Source organism: Bradyrhizobium sp. GW821-FHT13H05, assembly GCF_058804065.1.
In genome coordinates, this window is record NZ_JBXAPO010000001.1 from 607,226 (window position 1) to 622,512 (window position 15,287).

At 64.3% G+C, this 15,287-nt stretch carries 18 protein-coding genes; 3 read left to right on the forward strand and 15 right to left on the reverse strand.

Features of this window, described 5'->3' with window-relative positions:
- Positions 1 to 113: 113 nt before the first annotated feature.
- From AC1RR3_RS02860 to AC1RR3_RS02925, 14 genes are all read right to left on the reverse strand, one after another.
- The gene (locus tag AC1RR3_RS02860; RefSeq protein WP_492819123.1) at positions 114 to 2,447 is read right to left on the reverse strand and encodes a putative bifunctional diguanylate cyclase/phosphodiesterase; all 2,334 of its coding nucleotides are present in this window, start codon (positions 2,445 to 2,447) and stop codon (positions 114 to 116) included.
- Between the two features lie 333 nt (positions 2,448 to 2,780).
- Entirely contained in the window at positions 2,781 to 4,130 is a 1,350-nt protein-coding gene (gene tolB / locus AC1RR3_RS02865) for a Tol-Pal system beta propeller repeat protein TolB (RefSeq protein WP_492819784.1), read from the reverse strand.
- Positions 4,131 to 4,171: 41 nt separating this feature from the next.
- On the reverse strand, positions 4,172 to 5,131 hold the full coding sequence (locus AC1RR3_RS02870) for a protein TolA (RefSeq protein WP_492819125.1): 960 nt from the start codon (positions 5,129 to 5,131) through the stop codon (positions 4,172 to 4,174).
- Between the two features lie 4 nt (positions 5,132 to 5,135).
- On the reverse strand, positions 5,136 to 5,585 hold the full coding sequence (tolR, locus tag AC1RR3_RS02875; RefSeq protein WP_492819127.1) for a protein TolR: 450 nt from the start codon (positions 5,583 to 5,585) through the stop codon (positions 5,136 to 5,138).
- A gap of 43 nt (positions 5,586 to 5,628) precedes the next feature.
- Positions 5,629 to 6,345 (reverse strand): protein TolQ, encoded by a 717-nt coding sequence (tolQ, locus tag AC1RR3_RS02880; protein WP_492819786.1) that lies wholly within the window; start codon positions 6,343 to 6,345, stop codon positions 5,629 to 5,631.
- Between the two features lie 408 nt (positions 6,346 to 6,753).
- Positions 6,754 to 7,521 (reverse strand): serine acetyltransferase domain-containing protein, encoded by a 768-nt coding sequence (locus tag AC1RR3_RS02885; protein ID WP_492819129.1) that lies wholly within the window; start codon positions 7,519 to 7,521, stop codon positions 6,754 to 6,756.
- Positions 7,522 to 7,573: 52 nt separating this feature from the next.
- A complete protein-coding gene (locus AC1RR3_RS02890) occupies positions 7,574 to 7,723 on the reverse strand; it encodes a hypothetical protein (RefSeq protein WP_492819131.1) in 150 nt (49 codons plus the stop codon).
- Positions 7,720 to 7,977 (reverse strand): hypothetical protein, encoded by a 258-nt coding sequence (locus AC1RR3_RS02895; protein ID WP_492819133.1) that lies wholly within the window; start codon positions 7,975 to 7,977, stop codon positions 7,720 to 7,722. Before AC1RR3_RS02895 ends, AC1RR3_RS02890 begins: the two co-directional genes overlap by 4 nt.
- A gap of 67 nt (positions 7,978 to 8,044) precedes the next feature.
- Positions 8,045 to 8,212 (reverse strand): hypothetical protein, encoded by a 168-nt coding sequence (locus AC1RR3_RS02900; protein WP_492819135.1) that lies wholly within the window; start codon positions 8,210 to 8,212, stop codon positions 8,045 to 8,047.
- Between the two features lie 292 nt (positions 8,213 to 8,504).
- Positions 8,505 to 8,990 (reverse strand): DUF2852 domain-containing protein, encoded by a 486-nt coding sequence (locus AC1RR3_RS02905; protein ID WP_492819137.1) that lies wholly within the window; start codon positions 8,988 to 8,990, stop codon positions 8,505 to 8,507.
- A 120-nt stretch (positions 8,991 to 9,110) separates the two neighbouring features.
- Positions 9,111 to 9,851, reverse strand: a complete 741-nt coding sequence (locus tag AC1RR3_RS02910) for a TetR/AcrR family transcriptional regulator (RefSeq protein ID WP_492819139.1) — start codon at positions 9,849 to 9,851, stop codon at positions 9,111 to 9,113.
- A 97-nt stretch (positions 9,852 to 9,948) separates the two neighbouring features.
- Positions 9,949 to 10,311, reverse strand: a complete 363-nt coding sequence (locus AC1RR3_RS02915; protein WP_492819141.1) for a hypothetical protein — start codon at positions 10,309 to 10,311, stop codon at positions 9,949 to 9,951.
- Between the two features lie 49 nt (positions 10,312 to 10,360).
- Entirely contained in the window at positions 10,361 to 10,765 is a 405-nt protein-coding gene (locus AC1RR3_RS02920; RefSeq protein ID WP_492819143.1) for a YciI family protein, read from the reverse strand.
- A gap of 158 nt (positions 10,766 to 10,923) precedes the next feature.
- A complete protein-coding gene (locus AC1RR3_RS02925) occupies positions 10,924 to 11,166 on the reverse strand; it encodes a hypothetical protein (protein ID WP_492819145.1) in 243 nt (80 codons plus the stop codon).
- 224 nt (positions 11,167 to 11,390) lie between these two features.
- On the opposite strand from AC1RR3_RS02925, the gene AC1RR3_RS02930 reads away from it, so the two are divergent.
- Positions 11,391 to 13,055, forward strand: a complete 1,665-nt coding sequence (locus AC1RR3_RS02930) for a methyl-accepting chemotaxis protein (protein ID WP_492819147.1) — start codon at positions 11,391 to 11,393, stop codon at positions 13,053 to 13,055.
- Positions 13,056 to 13,221: 166 nt separating this feature from the next.
- On the opposite strand, the gene AC1RR3_RS02935 is transcribed toward AC1RR3_RS02930, so the two are convergent.
- Entirely contained in the window at positions 13,222 to 13,539 is a 318-nt protein-coding gene (locus tag AC1RR3_RS02935) for a cupin domain-containing protein (protein ID WP_492819149.1), read from the reverse strand.
- 152 nt (positions 13,540 to 13,691) lie between these two features.
- Here AC1RR3_RS02935 and AC1RR3_RS02940 point away from each other — a divergent pair, with 152 nt between their 5' ends.
- Positions 13,692 to 14,480: an SDR family NAD(P)-dependent oxidoreductase gene (locus AC1RR3_RS02940; protein ID WP_492819151.1), complete on the forward strand. Its 789-nt coding sequence runs from the start codon at positions 13,692 to 13,694 to the stop codon at positions 14,478 to 14,480.
- A 120-nt stretch (positions 14,481 to 14,600) separates the two neighbouring features.
- Entirely contained in the window at positions 14,601 to 15,035 is a 435-nt protein-coding gene (locus tag AC1RR3_RS02945) for a hypothetical protein (protein ID WP_492819153.1), read from the forward strand.
- The last annotated feature ends 252 nt before the right edge of the window (positions 15,036 to 15,287 follow it).

The window sequence follows — 15,287 nt, forward strand, 5'->3', positions numbered from 1 at the left end:
ATTAACAGCTTCTTAATAGCGACGCAAAGCAATCGAACGGTTAGGGTTAACCCCCCGTAGGACTACGGTGCTCAGCAACAGACTGAAACGACAGGGAATTACCGATAGCGGGCTTAAGCGAAGGAACGCGAGCCGACGACCTGGAGCAGGCTCTCACCGCGCCGTCCATGCGAGGCGTTGAGCAGCTGGCGCATCCGCACGGCGGGCACCGGACGGCTGAACAAATAGCCCTGCGCCTCCGAGACGGTGCCGTCGGCGCTGATCAGCTCGAGCTGCTCGTTGGTCTCGATACCCTCGACCACGACGGCCATGCCGAGATCGGCGGACAGGCGGGCGACGCCGCGGAGCAGCGTCAGCGGCCGGTCGGTGTCGATGCCTTCCAGGAAGGAGCGGTCGATCTTCACCTTCTGCATCGGGAAATTGTGCAGATAGCTGAGGCTCGAATAGCCGGTGCCGAAATCGTCCAGCGAGATGCGCACGCCGAGCGCATGGAGCTGCGAGAGGATGTCGTGGGTCAGCTGGGTGTTGCGCAGCAGCGAGGATTCGGTGATCTCGATCTCGAGGCGATGCGCCGGCAGGCCGGACACTTCGAGTGCGTAGCGGATCTCGCTGAGCACGTCGCGCTGGTGGAATTGCTGCGGCGAGAAGTTGACGGCGACGCTGACGCCCTCCGGCCACTTCATGCATTCCATGCAGGCGCGGCGCAGGATCCAGCGGCCGAGATCGACGATCAAGCCCATGTCCTCGGCGACCGGGATGATGTCGACCGGCGAGACCGTGCCGCGCACCGGATGATTCCAGCGCAGCAGCGCCTCGCAAGTGGTGATCTTGCCGGACTTGAGATTGACCAGCGGCTGGTAGAACAGCTCGAACTCCTCGTTGGCGAGCGCCTTGCGCAGGTCGAGCTCGAGGATGCGGCGGGCCTCGACGGTCGCCGCCATCTCGTCGCGGAAGAAGCAGAAGGTGCCGCGGCCGTCGGCCTTGGCGCGGTACAGCGCCATGTCGGCGTTCTTGAGCAGCGTATCGGCGCTGACGTCACCGTCTCGCGAGGTCAGCGCGATGCCGACACTGGCGCCGATCTCAACCAGATGATTGTCGATGCGGTAGCGCTCGCTCAAGCGTTCGACGATGCGGCGGGCGAGGCTCGCGGCATCCTCCGGCGCATTGATGTTCTGCTGAAACACGACGAATTCATCACCGCCGAAACGGGCGACGAAGTCCTCCGGCCGCAGCATCTCGCGCAGGCGATTGGCGACCGCGCACAACAGCTGGTCGCCGCAGGGATGGCCGAGCGTGTCGTTGACCTGCTTGAACTGGTCGAGGTCGACGAACAGCAGGGCGGAAAGCCGTTCGGCGTGGAGCGCGTTTGCCAGGAGCCGGCCGATCTCGTCGCGGAAAGAGACCCGGTTGGGCAGCGCGGTGAGTTCGTCATAGCGGGCGAGATGGCTGATCCGGGCTTCGGCGTTGGTGCGTTCGGTGATGTCTTCCAACAGCAGCACGGTGCCGCCGCCGGTCATCGGCTGGAACGTCCAGGCCAGCGTACGGCCCCGCGAAGAATCCGGATCGGCGGTGACGATTTCGCAGATCCGCGCATGCGCGATCTCGGTCAGAATCTGGTTGCCGCTCTCCGCCGAGATGGAGCCTGCGGCGACGCAGGCCGCGACGATGTCGACCGCGGTGGCACCGCGCTTGACCAAATCCTCGGGCAAGCTCATCAGCTCGCCGAAGCGATGGTTCATCACCGCAAGGCGTCCGTCGGCGCGGAACATGCACAGGCCGTGCGGCATGTTGTTGAGCGCGGTGTCGAACTGGCTCGCCAGCGCGGATTCGCGGAAGCTCGAGGTCAGCGCCTTGACGAAGATGGCATGCAGGCTGAGGTTGATGTTCTTCAGGCCGATGAAGAAGAACACGAGCAGGATGGCAAGCCCGATATGGTAGAAGCCGCCGTGCAGCAGCAGCGCGAGCGACATCGGACCGCAAGCGAGCGCGACGTGCCACTGGATCACCCGGGGCTGGCCGTAATTGCGGGCGGCGCCGCCCGCGGTGTAACCGATGCCGATGGCGACACAGAGCATGTCGGCGACCGGATCCTCGTTGTTGTAGATGACGACGAAGGCCCAGATGCCGAGCACCGCCGCATAGCTGAGGGCGCCGATCCAGTAGCGCGGCTCCAGATATTTGGCTTCTTCGAATGACAGTGGGTGCGTACGGTTTTCGTATCCGCGCATCTGGAACGCTCGCGCGGTGCCAATGGCGATCAGCAGAAATGCGAGCGGCCACAGCCAGACATCGCCGGTCTTCAGCGCAGTCATGACCGCGGCTACGGCCGCGGAGGCCGAGCCCAGAAAGATCGCCCAGAAATTCTGAACCATAGAGTTGATGAGAGCGGCGTAGAGTATTGGCTCCAGCTCGTCTCGATCGCTCTGCTTCTGGTCAGCCAGCTGCATTGCCTGTTACGCGTCCTGTTTGGCGCGTACTTTTACCCAGCCGAGATGAAGTCTTTCTGAGGGAACATCGTTAAAGTCGAGTTGTTTTTCGGCAATAGCGAACCTGTTTCCGCTGAAATATCAAGCAACTAGGCAAGCGTTGCCGGGCACAAGGTGAAGGAAAGCTTGCTTTCCTCATCGAACCCGAAAAAATCGGCGCGTTTTTTCGAAAAGATCGCGCGTCCAAACGCGCGCTACGAGAACCACGTTCCGATGGACTCGAAACGCGGTTCTCGATTCTTGTTTGACGCGTTTTCTTTACGCGAACCGGTACCCACTTCGCTCGAAAACGCTCTATTGACCTGCCGTGGAAGACAATAGCGGCGACCACGCCGGGTCGGAGGCGAAGCCCGGCGTCGGCACCTTCAGCTCGTTGCGGCCGGAGATGTCGACGGAGAACAGCGACGGTCCGCCGCTGCCGCCGGGATCGCGGAAGAACATCAGCACGCGGCCGTTCGGCGAGAAGGTCGGACCTTCATTGTGATAGCCCGATGTGAGCAGCCGCTCGCCGGAGCCGTCCGGCTTCATGACGCCGATCGAGAACTGTCCGCCGCCCTGCCTGGTGAAGGCGATGTAGTCGCCGCGCGGCGACCACACCGGCGTCGAATAGGTGGCGTTGGTATCGTCCTTGGAGAAGGAGATGCGCTGCGCAGCTCCGCCGCCCGCGGCCATCACATAGATCTGCGACCTGCCGCCGCGATCGGATTCGAAGCAGATGCGGGTGCCGTCCGGCGAGTAGGACGGAGACGTGTCGATCGCCGGCGTGTCGGTGAGGCGCGTGGTCGAGCGCGAGCGCAGATCCATCACGAACAGGTTGGAATTGCCGCCCTGCTGCAGGCTCATGATGACGCGCTGGCCGTCCGGCGAGAAGCGCGGTGCGAAGGTCATGCCGGGGAAATTGCCGACGATCTCGCGCTGGCCGGTCTCGATATTGAAGAGATAGACCTTCGGATCGCCCTGCCCGAACTCCATGTAGGTGATCTCTTGCGAGTTCGGCGAGAAGCGCGGCGTCAGCACGAGGTCGGCGCCGCGGGTCAGATAGCGCACATTGGCGCCGTCCTGGTCCATCATCGCGAGCCGCTTGACGCGGCGCTCCTTCGGCCCGGTCTCGTCGACGAACACCACGCGGCTGTCAAAATAGCCCTTCTCGCCGGTCAACTTCTCATAGATCTGATCGGAGATGATGTGGGCGATGCGGCGCCAATATTCCGGCGAGGTGAAATATTGCTGTCCTGCGAGCTGCTGGCCGGTGACCACGTCCCACAGGCGGAATTCGGCCTTGAGGCGGCCGTCCGGCTGCCGCGTCATGCGGCCGGTGACGAGGGCCTGGGCGTTGAGGGTCTTCCAGTTCTCGAATTGCGGCGCGACGTCGATGTTGCTGATGCGCTCGATGAAGGCGGCCTGGTCGACCGGGGCAAACAGGCCCGAGCGTTTCAGATTGTTGGTGATGACCTGCGTGACGCCGTTGCCGACGTCGCCGTCGGCGGGCGAGCCCGGCACGAAGCTGGTGATCGCGATCGGGATCGGCCGAAACTCGGTGGGATCGATGCGAAGCCGCCCCTGCGGGGCTTGAGCAAAGGCTTGCCCGCCTCCGAGCATCGCGAGCGTCGACCCGGTCAGGGTCATGAAGCGGCGGCGGTTCATCGATCGAACGTCATTCATCGCAAAATTCTTTTGTTCGGATGTCACAACATGTCTTTCAGGCCGAAAGTCATCGGGATGAGCTTCCAGCTCTCGTATTGCTGCTTCGGCATGAACGAATAGACCTGGCACTGCACGATGGCGCGCTTGGCGCTCTCGGCCACCGCCTGGGCGATCGAGCGCGACGGCCCCCGCACCGCGACGACGACGGGCTCGGACGCGAGCGATCCGTCGATCTTCATGGGAATGTCGATGTCGGCTTCGTACTGGTCGGCGTCCTGCCCGTTATAGGTCGGCGTGAAGCAGCGCTTGACCGCGCCCTGGAATGCACCTCGCCAGGTCGCGACGTTGTTGGCGGCCGTCCCGGTCGCCGATCCCAGCGCGGCGGACGCATTCAGCGCCGAGCCGGTGAGCTCGTGCCGGGTCGCAGCGCGCTTGTCGAGGTCGCGCTGGATCTGCGCGGGATCGAAGCTGCGCTCCTTGGGCTTGGGCTGCTGCTGCGGCTGCACGGCCGCGACCTTCTGCTCCACCGGCTTGGGCGGCGGCTTCTTGGTCTCCAGCTTCTTCTGGAGCTCGGCGATCGGATCTTCCTTGGCCGGATCAGGCTTCTTTTCCGGCGGCTTGGGCTCTTCCTTCGGCTTCGCCTCCGCCACGGGCTTCGGCGGCTCCGGCTTCTTCTCGACCGGCTTCTCCACCGGCTTCGGCGGCGGGTCGGGCTGCGAGTTGGTCTTGATCAGCTCTTTCTTCTCGGTGACCTTGCCGACGGCGTCTTCCTCGGGCTTGGCTTCCGCAATCTTCTCGACCTTGGGCTTCGGCTTGTCCTTCTCGCCGGTCTTCTGCCCCGCCATCATCTTGGCGAGCTGGTCGGAGGAGATGATGTCGATCGGCAGCGACTCTTCCGCCGGGACGAAAGCCCGGCTGCTAAAGGTGACCAGTCCCCATCCAAGCACGAGGACGTGGAGGGCAATCGACGCAACAAGTGTCTTGTCGACGTTCACCTTCACCGGATTACCCCTGATCCGCCTCAGTCACGAGCGCCAGCTTCTTGAAGCCCGCGCCGGACAGCAGGCCCATGACCCTGGCTACCGTTCCGTAATCCGCCTTCTTGTCGGCGCGCAGATAGATGCGCTCCTCGAGCCCGCCGCGCGCATCCGTGATCGCCTTCAGCTTCGGCACCAGATCGTTCAGCTCGACCTCGGCATCGTTGATGAAGACCTTGCCCTTGATGTCGATCGACATCTGCAGCGGCTTCTGGTCGTTGTTCTCGAGGCTCTTGGCCTGGGTCTTCGGCAGGTCGAGCGGCACACCGACGGTCAACATCGGCGCCGACACCATGAAGATGATGAGCAGCACCAGCATCACGTCGACCATCGGCGTGACGTTGATCTCGGCCACGACGGGCTTGCGCCGGCCGCGGCGCCCGCCGCCTCCGGACGAACTGGCTACGTTCATCGCCATGATCGAGTGCCCAAATTGCCCTTCACACTATACATGCCGTCCGTCAGCCCCGCTCGTCGATCTGACGGGACAGGATGGCTGAAAATTCATCAGCGAAGCCTTCGAGCCGCTGGGCCTGCCGGTTCACCTCGGACGTGAACTTATTGTAGAAAATAGTGGCAGGAATGGCGGCGATAAGGCCGACCGCGGTCGCAAACAGCGCTTCGGCGATACCCGGGGCCACCACCGCCAAAGAGGTATTTTTCGACGCCGCGATCGACTGGAAGCTCGACATGATGCCCCAGACCGTACCGAACAGGCCGACGAAGGGACCGGCGGAGCCGACGGTGGCGAGCACCAGCAGCCGGCGTTCCAGCCGCTCGACCTCGCGCGCGATCGAGACGTTCATCACCTTGTCGATGCGCATCTGAAGGCCCGCGACCGAGCGGGCCTGGTTCTCGAACGAGCGCTTCCACTCGCGCATCGCCGCGACGAAGCAGGCCGCCATCGAATGCGTCGGCTTGGCCGAGAGCGTGCGATAGAGCTCCTCGATCGACTCGCCGGACCAGAACGCCTGTTCGAAACGGTCCATCGAGCGGCGGGTGCGGGAAAACAGGAAAATCTTGTCGATGGCGATCGCCCAGACCCAGACCGAGCAGGCCAGAAGTCCCAGCATCACCGCTTTCACGATCCAGTGAGCCTGCCAGAACAGCGCAATCAGCGACACGTCCGCGGAAGCGGCAACCGGAAGGGCTGACTGAGCCACGTCGGCCGGATTCATAAGCAGTATCCTCTCAAGGCGATCGTTATCCGATGTTCCGCGGCAGCAAATGGCTGCCGGTTCCCCAACAGCCGCGCTAGAACCGGCGCGGCCGGCAAGCCCGCTCAAAGCCTTGTCTTTCTGGGGTGCAGGGGCTCGTCCAAAGCCGGCCGTCTGCATTCCCTGCCAAGATGTCAAAACTATGGGCCTTCACCACGGCTTTGGGCGCGATTGTCCGCAATTACCAGAGCCCAGCGATGGTTAATGCGAGGTTACCGCAGGCGAATTTGGCTGCGGGAAAGGGTGGCAGAGCAGAGGGATGGGTGGGGCCCGCAGGCACTGGTCCCGGAAATGGCCCGTGCAGGTTCCCCGAGGTCGGCCTGGCGAAGGCCAGGACGACGTCGGGGAGGTAGCGAAACGATGCGCGGCTCAGGCCGCCGAGGCGGGCTCGGGGCAATTGGTCAGGCGCGCGGGATTGCCGACCGCGGTGCAGCCAGCGGGCACGTCAGCGGTCACAACAGCGCCGGCGCCGATCTTTGCGAAATCGCCGATCCTGATGTCGCCGAGAATGGTCGCGCCGCCGCCGATGTAGACGCCGCGGCCGATGCGCGGCGAGCGCGCCGGCAGTTCACCGCGACGGCCGATACTGACGTTCTGGAGGATGGTGACCTCGTCGTCGATCACGACATTCGCCCCGATCACGATGCCGGTGGCGTGGTCGAGATAGACGGACGATCCGATGTGGGCAGCCGGATGAATGCTGACCTGCAGCAGGTTGGACGCCTCGTTCTGGAACAGCAGCGCCGCATCGCGATGGCCGCGGCGCCAGAGCCGGTTCGAGACGCGCCAGGCTTGCAGCGCGACATAGCCCTTGTAATGCAGCAGCGGCGGCAGCAGGTCGGCGATGGCGGGATCGCGCAGTGCGATGGCCTGCAAGTCCCGGCTGGCGGTTTCGATCAGGTCCGGCTCGCCTCGAAAGGCGTCGCGGGAATAAGACGTGAAGCGCGCGCACTCGGTGGCGCCGCTGCCGAGCCGCTGACCGATCAGATCGGCCAAAGCGGCGGCGAAATCATCATGAGCCAGAATGGCGCTCGCAAGGGCCTTGCCGAACACGGGGTCGGCATCAGCCGCGCGCTGCGCCTCGCTGCGGACCTGCTGCCAGAGGCTGTCGCTCGCCGTGATCGCAGCTTTCGCCATTGTCGCCTCCGGTCCGCCCTTCGTTTGTGCAGGCGCATATAGGCGGTCCGGATCAAGGCGCCAGTGATGCCGGGGGGACGTAACGCCGCTCGGGGGCGCGGCCCGACCGCGCCCGCTTGCGCAGGCACAGCGCATACAGCCAGCCACCGCCTGCGACGAGGACCGGCAGGACGTAAAGCGCGAAATCGCGGAGCAGGATCATGGGGCAAGGTCCGCTGTCGCAAACTTGACGGCGCGCCGCAGCGCGAACGCGGCAAGCTCGTAGAGGGCGCAGCTGAGAAAGATCTTCCAGGCATCCGTGGTCACGAGGTCCTGATAGGACTTGATCTCCGTCGGCCAGTGGTTGAGGAACGCGACCGCGAGCGGCACTGAAACGCCGAATCGATCGAACAGCGCAGACGCACGCTCGAGAAGCGCGAGCCGCTGTCTGATCTCCTTACGTTCGGCGTTGGTCATGGTCGTACCCGTTTGGCGCCGCAGAAGGCGCCGTCAGGGCTTGGTCGGGCCCGGCGCTGATCGGGTTCTAGCGATCCTGCACATGTGCGTGATCAACGCCGCAGAACGAACGCCCGCCGGCGCAGAGGCGAAAATGGCAGTCGGGATCGGACGCGCAGCTGCCATAGACGAAGCTGATATAGCCCAGCACCGCGACGGCGGTGAGGCCGAGCAGCAGGCGGGTGTAGAGGTCCATGATGCGTGTCGTCCGAATGTGAGCTGCGCGGCGGAGTGAGTGGCGCGCGCAAGTCTTGGTGTCGCTTGGCCAAGTCTAGGTTCTAGGGCCCGACGCGCGCGCGTTTCCGCACCGTCATGGCCGGGCTTGTCCCGGCCATGACGACCGTCTTCTGTGTGAAACGGATTAGAAAAGCCCCCACAAAACCAAACCGCCCGCCTGCGGGTTGCGCAGACGGGCGGCTCGGGGCCATCAGGACTTTGGGGGCATGCGCCTGAAGGCTTTGAGAGGTGTCCGGATCAGCCGTTCAGGATCAGCTCTGCGGCTGGTCAGTCGGCGGCGGGGTCGGACGCGTCTTGTGCTGCGCCATGAACTGGTCGAACTCTTCCTTGTCCTTGGCGTGGCGCAGACGGTCGAGGAAGTTCTTGAACTCGACCTGCTCCTCCTCGAGCCGCTGCAGCGTCTCGGTGCGGTATTCGTCGAAGGCACGATTGCCGCTCGAGGGCGGCCCGAAGCCGAAGCCGAAACCACGGCGCTCCATGCGGCCGCGCATGCGGTCCATCTTGTACTGCATCCGCTCCATCTTGTTCTGCCAGCGATCCTGGTGGCTCCAGCAACCCATTTTTCTGCTCCCGAGTGTGAAAAAGAGAAGGGCAAGTCCGATCGGCCACCAGATGATGAAGCCGAGGATGGTCACGGCGATCCAGCCGGGATGCCAGGGCGTGTCGAGCATGTGGGGGCGCTCATAGCGTTCGTCCGGGGAACCGCGCCAACGATTGACATCAGCGGTGTAGGCCATTTCCATCTCCATCACGGCACCAGCGCCGTTGTGAATGTAAATAACATTTACATAGCTAGACCATCCCGCGATTTTGTCAAGCCGGCCGCCTGACAAGGTCGCCGAATTATTTGCGCAATTTTATTTCGGCTTGCCCCAGGGGCCGCCCGGGGGCACGCCAGAACCGGAGGAGGCCTCCGGTGGCACCGGCGGCGGCTCGGCGCTCTTTGCCGGCGGCCGGCGGTCGGTCGGGAAGCCGAGACCGCGCAGATAGATCAGCACCTCGGCCTCCAGCAGCTCATCCGGCGACATCGGCAGTTTTCGCCGCGCGGCATCGCCTCGGGAAAACAGCGAGGCGACGCCATGCGCCATCGACCAGATGTGCAGCGCCATCATCATCGCCGGCGGACGCGGCGCGCCGGGCGGCGCAAGTGCTGCAAGCCGCTCGGCGGCGGCGCGAATGATGTTGAAAGCACGCTCACTCGCAGCCTGAAGCGCCGGATTGGCGTCGACCGGCAGGCCCGATTCGAACATCGCGTTGTAGAACGCCGGCTCGTCGCGGGCGAAGGCGAGATAGGCCCTGCCGACGCGCTCGAACGCGGTGACCGTGTCGGGCCGCCCGTCGTCCCAGGCCGCCGTGAGACGCGCCTCGAACTGCTCAAAACCGCGCTGGGCGATCGAGGACAGGAGCTCGTCGCGATCGCGGAAATGCCGGTAAGGCGCGGCAGCACTGACGCCGGCCATGCGCGCGGCATCGGCGAAGGTGAAGCCGGCCGCGCCCTTCTCGGCGATCAGCCCGAGGGCGGCCTGCAGCAGGGCTTCTTTCAGATTGCCGTGGTGGTAGCCGCGCTCGGCGCGGCGCTGTTCCTTGCGCCAGCTCATGTGAACGAGCTTTACATGAGCCGGGCGTGAAGGTCACTAGCGCTGGCGGGATTTGATTAACCCGCATGTCCCGCAGTCCGTGGCGGCGTCTGGAGCCCTAGCCGCCCGGGATCGGCAGCACCGGCATGATCTCGACGCGCTCGCCGGGGAAGATGGCAAAGTGCGGATGGTTCTCGAACATCTTGGCCGCGGCTTCGTGGGAGGCGGCACGGACCACGGTGAACGCACCCATCTCGTTGGCGATATCGACGAGGCCCTTGTCATCGACCCGCTTGGTCTTGCCGAGCGGACCGCCCATCGCCTGGATCGCACCTTGATGCTTCTCGACCCAGCCCTTCCAGGCGGCGATGCCCTCCTGCTCCTTCGCCCGGCGCTCGGCGTCGGACATCGCGTTCCACGCCGCCCATTTCGGACTGGTCTTGCTGCCGAGGAAAACGGCGAGATAGGTGTCGGTGCTCATCTTTGGTCTCTCCCTTGTTGAACGATGGACTGCAGCCGTCCGCAGCTGACTACTTCTTCAGATCGCCGAAACCGGCAGCGGCCGCCTGTACCTCCGGCGGAAAGTCGGCCATCTCCTGCACCTGCCGGATCTCGATGACCTCGTTGGCCGAGGCCGGGCACCTCTTGGCCCACGCGATCGCCTCCGCGCGCGAGTCCACCTCGATCATCCAGTAGCCACCCAGAACTTCCTTGGCTTCAGCGAAGGGGCCATCGGTCACGACAGGCACGCCGGTCGCAAACGACACGCGCGCGCCCATCGAGGGCGGGTGCAGACCGTCGAGCGTGATCAGCACGCCGGCATCCTTGAGCGCCTCGTTGTAACGCATCATCGCGGCAACGCGTTCGGGATCGAGTTGCACGTCCGGCGGCGCGGTCTCGTAGCCGAGCGGGATCATCAGCATCATGAATCGCATGGGGGCTTCCTCACTTTACAGCGTCGTTCCGGGTCACCGTGCCGGGATGACAGCGAGAGCGGCGGGCCAAGCCGGCCCAAGTTCCCCTTCAAGACGAACGAAGCTTTGCAGAGCCGACAAGGCGACGAAAATTATTCGCACGGTTATTGCGCAAGCCGCTAGCGCGGCTGCAGCAGGAACCGGTCACCCTGGAAGGCGGCGCCGACATAGACCTCGCTCCGGCGGACCTTGCCGGCGGCCAAGGTGAAGAACTCGGTGTTGCGAAACCTCCTGCCATCTGTTGCCAGGCAGAGATAGGTGACGAAGGCCTCGTCGCCGATGACGAAGATGCGGTCGATGTCGTGGCGCGCGATCCAGCCGGTATCGGCTCTGCCGTCATCGTGACGCGAAAAATAATGCAAATAAACTCCCGTACAAATACGGCCCGGTTTTGTGAACACCGGCGTGCATATGAATCGAGAATGCTTGTGAGCTGAGCAACATGGCCCGCGAACGTGGAACTACGGAACCAATGCCGAGTTTTGAAGGGATTTACAGTTACTCAAGAACGGCCTGCAATTTTTCAACTTGGGAGAAACGATATGGCAATTCTGCCGCTTCGTGTTCCGGACATTGCGGAGCTTACGTGTTCAATTTCCAAAGCAAGAAAGTCAGGCACGCAGTTGCGGAGGTCGAGGCGCTCGACCGATCGCAGGCCGTGATCGAATTCGGCCTCGACGGCACCATCCTCAATGCCAACGAGAACCTCCTGAAGATGAGCGGCTATACGCTCGCAGAGATCAAGGGCAAGCACCACAGCATCTTCGTCAGCCCGGCCGAGCGCGAGAGCGCCCGCTATCGCGACTTCTGGGCCAGCCTGAACCGCGGTGAATTCCAGACCACGCAATACAGGCGCTACGGCAAGAACGGCAAGGAACTCTGGGTCCACGCCTCCTACGCGCCGCTGCTCGACGAGAGCGGCAAGGTCGTCAGCTTCATCAAATTCGCCACCGACATCACGGCCTACAAGATGCGGACCATCGAGGATGCGGGCAAGATCGCCGCGATCAGCCGCGCGCAGGCCGTGATCGAGTTCAACATGGACGGCACCATCGTCACCGCCAACGAGAATTTCCTGAACGCGATGGGCTATTCGCTGGACGAGATCCAGGGCAAGCACCACAGCATGTTCGTGACGCCCGAGGATCGCGCCAGCTCCGCCTATGCCGATTTCTGGGCACGGCTGAACCGCGGCCAGTTCGAGGCCGCCGAATACAAGCGGATCGGCAAGGGCGGCAAGGAGATCTGGATTCTGGCGACCTACAACCCGATCCTCGACGAGATGGGCAGGCCGTTCAAGGTGGTGAAGTTCGCAACCGACGTCACCGCGCAGAAGATGAAGGCGGCCGACAATGACGGCCAGCTCGCCGCGATCCAGAAATCGCAGGCGGTGATCGAGTTCAACATGGACGGCACGATCCGCACCGCCAACCAGAACTTCCTGAACGCGATGGGTTATTCGCTGTCCGAGATCAAGGGCCAGCACCACTCCATGTTCGTCGAGCCGAACCAGAAGAACACGCCCGCCTACCGCCAGTTCTGGGAGACGCTCAATCGCGGCGAATACCAGGCCGCCGAATACAAGCGGATCGCCAAGGGCGGCCGCGAGATCTGGATCCAGGCGTCCTACAATCCGATCCTCGACCTCAACGGCAAGCCGTACAAGGTGGTGAAATACGCCACCGACATCACCGCCCAGGCGATCGGCCGCAAGAAGGCGGACAATGCGCGCGGGCTGATCGAGGCGGTTGCGGCCGGCAGCGAAGAGATGAGCGCCTCGATCCGTGAGATCTCCGAGACCATGGCGAAGTCGCGCGAGACTTCCAAGGTCGCGACCACCCGCGTCGATGCCGCCGACGGCCAGGCGCAGAAGCTGAACGCAGCCGCGCAGGCCATGAGCGGGATCGTCGAGATGATCGCCGGCATCACCAGCCAGATCAACCTGCTCGCGCTCAACGCCACGATCGAATCGGCGCGCGCCGGCGAAGCCGGCCGCGGCTTCGCCGTGGTCGCCTCCGAGGTGAAGAACCTCGCGGGCCAGGCCAAGCAGGCGACCGACACGATCACGTCCGAAATCGACGCGCTGAACACCATCTCAGGCGACGTTGCGAGTTCTTTGACCGCGATCAAGGTCGCGATCGCCGGCGTCAATGAGTTCATCGCCTCCACCGCCGCCGCGGTCGAGGAGCAGAGCGCAGTGACGGCGGACATGTCGGCCAACATGCAACGCGCCTCGGCGGAGCTGTCTTAGCCTCTCGCCTTGTCACTAACCCCGTCATTCTGAGGCACTCACCGTGCAAAGCGCGGTGAGCCTCGAAGGATGAATCGGCCCGGAAGCAGACGGGCGGCCGCCCTTCGAGGCCTCCGCTTCGCTCCGGCACCCCAGGGTGACGGATCACGATTGAGGCTGCCGAACCCTACCGCTCCCACCGCCGCGTCGCTTCATCCGCCCCTTCCGGCAACGCCTCGAAGATCGGCGCGGCCAGCACGGCATGGACGTGCAGCGTCGCCGCGCCCGAATTGCGAAAACCGTGCTTGCGGCCGGCGGGAACCAGCAGCGACTGGCCGGCCGTGACCGCGACAATTTCGTCCCCGATCCACATCTCGGCCTCGCCCTCCCGCACCGTCAGCACCTCCTCGACCGGATGGCTGTGCGTCGGCGCGCCAGCGCCGGGATCGACCCATTGCTCGAAGATGCAAAGCGCGGCTGCGCCATTGCGCGCGGATGTCAGCATGCGCGTCTTCACACCCGGCCGCCATTCCTCAAGCGGGGCCGCGCGGGGATCGATAAGCATGGTCAGGGCCTTTCTCGTCGGGACCAAAGCGAAGTAAAAGACCGAACCGAGGGGCGCCGCGCGTCCCTTTCGAACACAGGACAGAATAGCAGATGCCGCAGGCCCCGCAAAAAGTCGCCCTCGTCACCGGAGCCGCGCGCGGCATCGGGCTTGCGACCGCGAAGAAGTTCCTTGGCGAAGGCTGGCGCGTGGCGCTGCTCGACATCGAGGGCGAGTTGCTCGGCCGTGCGGTCGCCGAGATCGGCCAAAGCGAGGCGACGCTGGCGCTGACCTGCGACGTCTCGGACACAGCCGCGGTCGGCGCCGCGATGACGGCGGTCGCGCAGAAGTTCGGCCGGCTCGACGCGCTCGTCAACAATGCCGGCATCGCCGTGTTCGCGCCGCTGATGGAGACGTCGGACGCCGATTGGCGCCGCGTGCTCGAGGTCAACCTCACCGGCCCGTTCCTCTGCACCAAGGCCGCGGTGCCCTTGATGCGCGACAGCGACGGCGGCGCCATCGTCAACATCACCTCGATCTCGGCGGTGCGCGCCTCGACCTTGCGCTCGGCCTACGGCACCAGCAAGGCGGGACTCGCGCACCTGACCAAGCAGCTCGCGGTCGAGCTCGCCTCGCTCAACATCCGCGTCAACGCGGTCGCGCCCGGACCGGTCGACACCGCGATGGCCAAGCAGGTGCACACCAAGGAGATCCGCGCCGACTATCACGACGCCATTCCGCTGAACCGCTACGGCCTGGAAGAGGAACTCGCAGAGGCGATCTTCTTCCTGTGCTCAGGCAATGCGAGCTACATCACCGGTCAAATTTTGGCCGTCGATGGCGGCTTCGATGCCGCCGGCATCGGCCTGCCGACGCTGCGCGGGCAAAGGCGGAACGGGTAGAAGCTTGCAGGGTGGCAAAGGCGCTCTTGCGCCGTGCCCACCCTCTCTCCGGATTTGCGGTGCCAAGGGTGGGCACGCTACGCTTTGCTCACCCTACGACGTCGAATGTGCGGAGAGTTCATGCAACGCGTTGCCCTCAAAGCCTTGATGCTCGCGACCGCCCTGCTCGCCGCCGCGCCCGCCGCGGCCGAAATCCGCATCATCCAGTCGCCGGGCGGGCAGGTCGGGCCATTCCTCGATTTGTTCGAGAAGGTGCGCGAGAGCGGCGAGCGCGTGGTGATCGACGGTCCCTGCCTGTCCGCCTGCACGCTGGTGCTGAGCATCGTGCCGGGCGAGCGCATCTGCGTCACCAGGCGCGCCGTGCTCGGCTTCCATGCGGCACGTTCGGTCGACCGGCGCGGGCGCTTCTATGCCGAGCCGGAAGCCTCTGAAGCGGTGCTTGCTGCCTACCCGGGCCCGGTGCGCGACTGGATCAGCCGCCGCGGCGGTCTCACCTCGCGGCTGCTGTTGTTGAAGGGGCGCGACCTCGCCGCGATCTATCCGCGCTGCCGCTGAGGATCAGGCAGCAGCCAGCCGTGCAAGCGGATCGAATCCGCCGCTGTCCGGCAATCAGGCGATTTTGCAGAATTCCGTCCGACCGTCGTGATCGCAAGCGTCGGCTTCACGTTCATCGCATTGCTCGTGAGCTCGCACGCAACGCGTCGGTGATTTTCTAGAAGAGAGACTGAATCAACGGCGCCAGCTTCACGCTTGCGCAGATCAGCATACCCCAAAGTGCAAAATTGATTTCCAGCGCCGCCGCCATCG

Excerpts from the sequence above, each read along its gene's own strand:
- AC1RR3_RS02860 (WP_492819123.1), bottom strand. The coding sequence starts at position 2,447 with ATGCAGCTGGCTGACCAGAAGCAGAGCGATCGAGACGAGCTGGAGCCA.
- AC1RR3_RS02905 (WP_492819137.1), bottom strand. The coding sequence starts at position 8,990 with ATGGCCTACACCGCTGATGTCAATCGTTGGCGCGGTTCCCCGGACGAA.
- AC1RR3_RS02940 (WP_492819151.1), top strand. The coding sequence starts at position 13,692 with ATGCCGCAGGCCCCGCAAAAAGTCGCCCTCGTCACCGGAGCCGCGCGC.
- tolR (WP_492819127.1), bottom strand. The coding sequence starts at position 5,585 with ATGGCGATGAACGTAGCCAGTTCGTCCGGAGGCGGCGGGCGCCGCGGC.
- tolQ (WP_492819786.1), bottom strand. The coding sequence starts at position 6,345 with ATGAATCCGGCCGACGTGGCTCAGTCAGCCCTTCCGGTTGCCGCTTCC.
- AC1RR3_RS02900 (WP_492819135.1), bottom strand. The coding sequence starts at position 8,212 with ATGGACCTCTACACCCGCCTGCTGCTCGGCCTCACCGCCGTCGCGGTG.
- AC1RR3_RS02885 (WP_492819129.1), bottom strand. The coding sequence starts at position 7,521 with ATGGCGAAAGCTGCGATCACGGCGAGCGACAGCCTCTGGCAGCAGGTC.
- AC1RR3_RS02945 (WP_492819153.1), top strand. The coding sequence starts at position 14,601 with ATGCAACGCGTTGCCCTCAAAGCCTTGATGCTCGCGACCGCCCTGCTC.
- AC1RR3_RS02915 (WP_492819141.1), bottom strand. The coding sequence starts at position 10,311 with ATGAGCACCGACACCTATCTCGCCGTTTTCCTCGGCAGCAAGACCAGT.
- AC1RR3_RS02910 (WP_492819139.1), bottom strand. The coding sequence starts at position 9,851 with ATGAGCTGGCGCAAGGAACAGCGCCGCGCCGAGCGCGGCTACCACCAC.
- AC1RR3_RS02920 (WP_492819143.1), bottom strand. The coding sequence starts at position 10,765 with ATGCGATTCATGATGCTGATGATCCCGCTCGGCTACGAGACCGCGCCG.
- AC1RR3_RS02895 (WP_492819133.1), bottom strand. The coding sequence starts at position 7,977 with ATGACCAACGCCGAACGTAAGGAGATCAGACAGCGGCTCGCGCTTCTC.
- AC1RR3_RS02890 (WP_492819131.1), bottom strand. The coding sequence starts at position 7,723 with ATGATCCTGCTCCGCGATTTCGCGCTTTACGTCCTGCCGGTCCTCGTC.
- tolB (WP_492819784.1), bottom strand. The coding sequence starts at position 4,130 with ATGAACCGCCGCCGCTTCATGACCCTGACCGGGTCGACGCTCGCGATG.
- AC1RR3_RS02935 (WP_492819149.1), bottom strand. The coding sequence starts at position 13,539 with ATGCTGACATCCGCGCGCAATGGCGCAGCCGCGCTTTGCATCTTCGAG.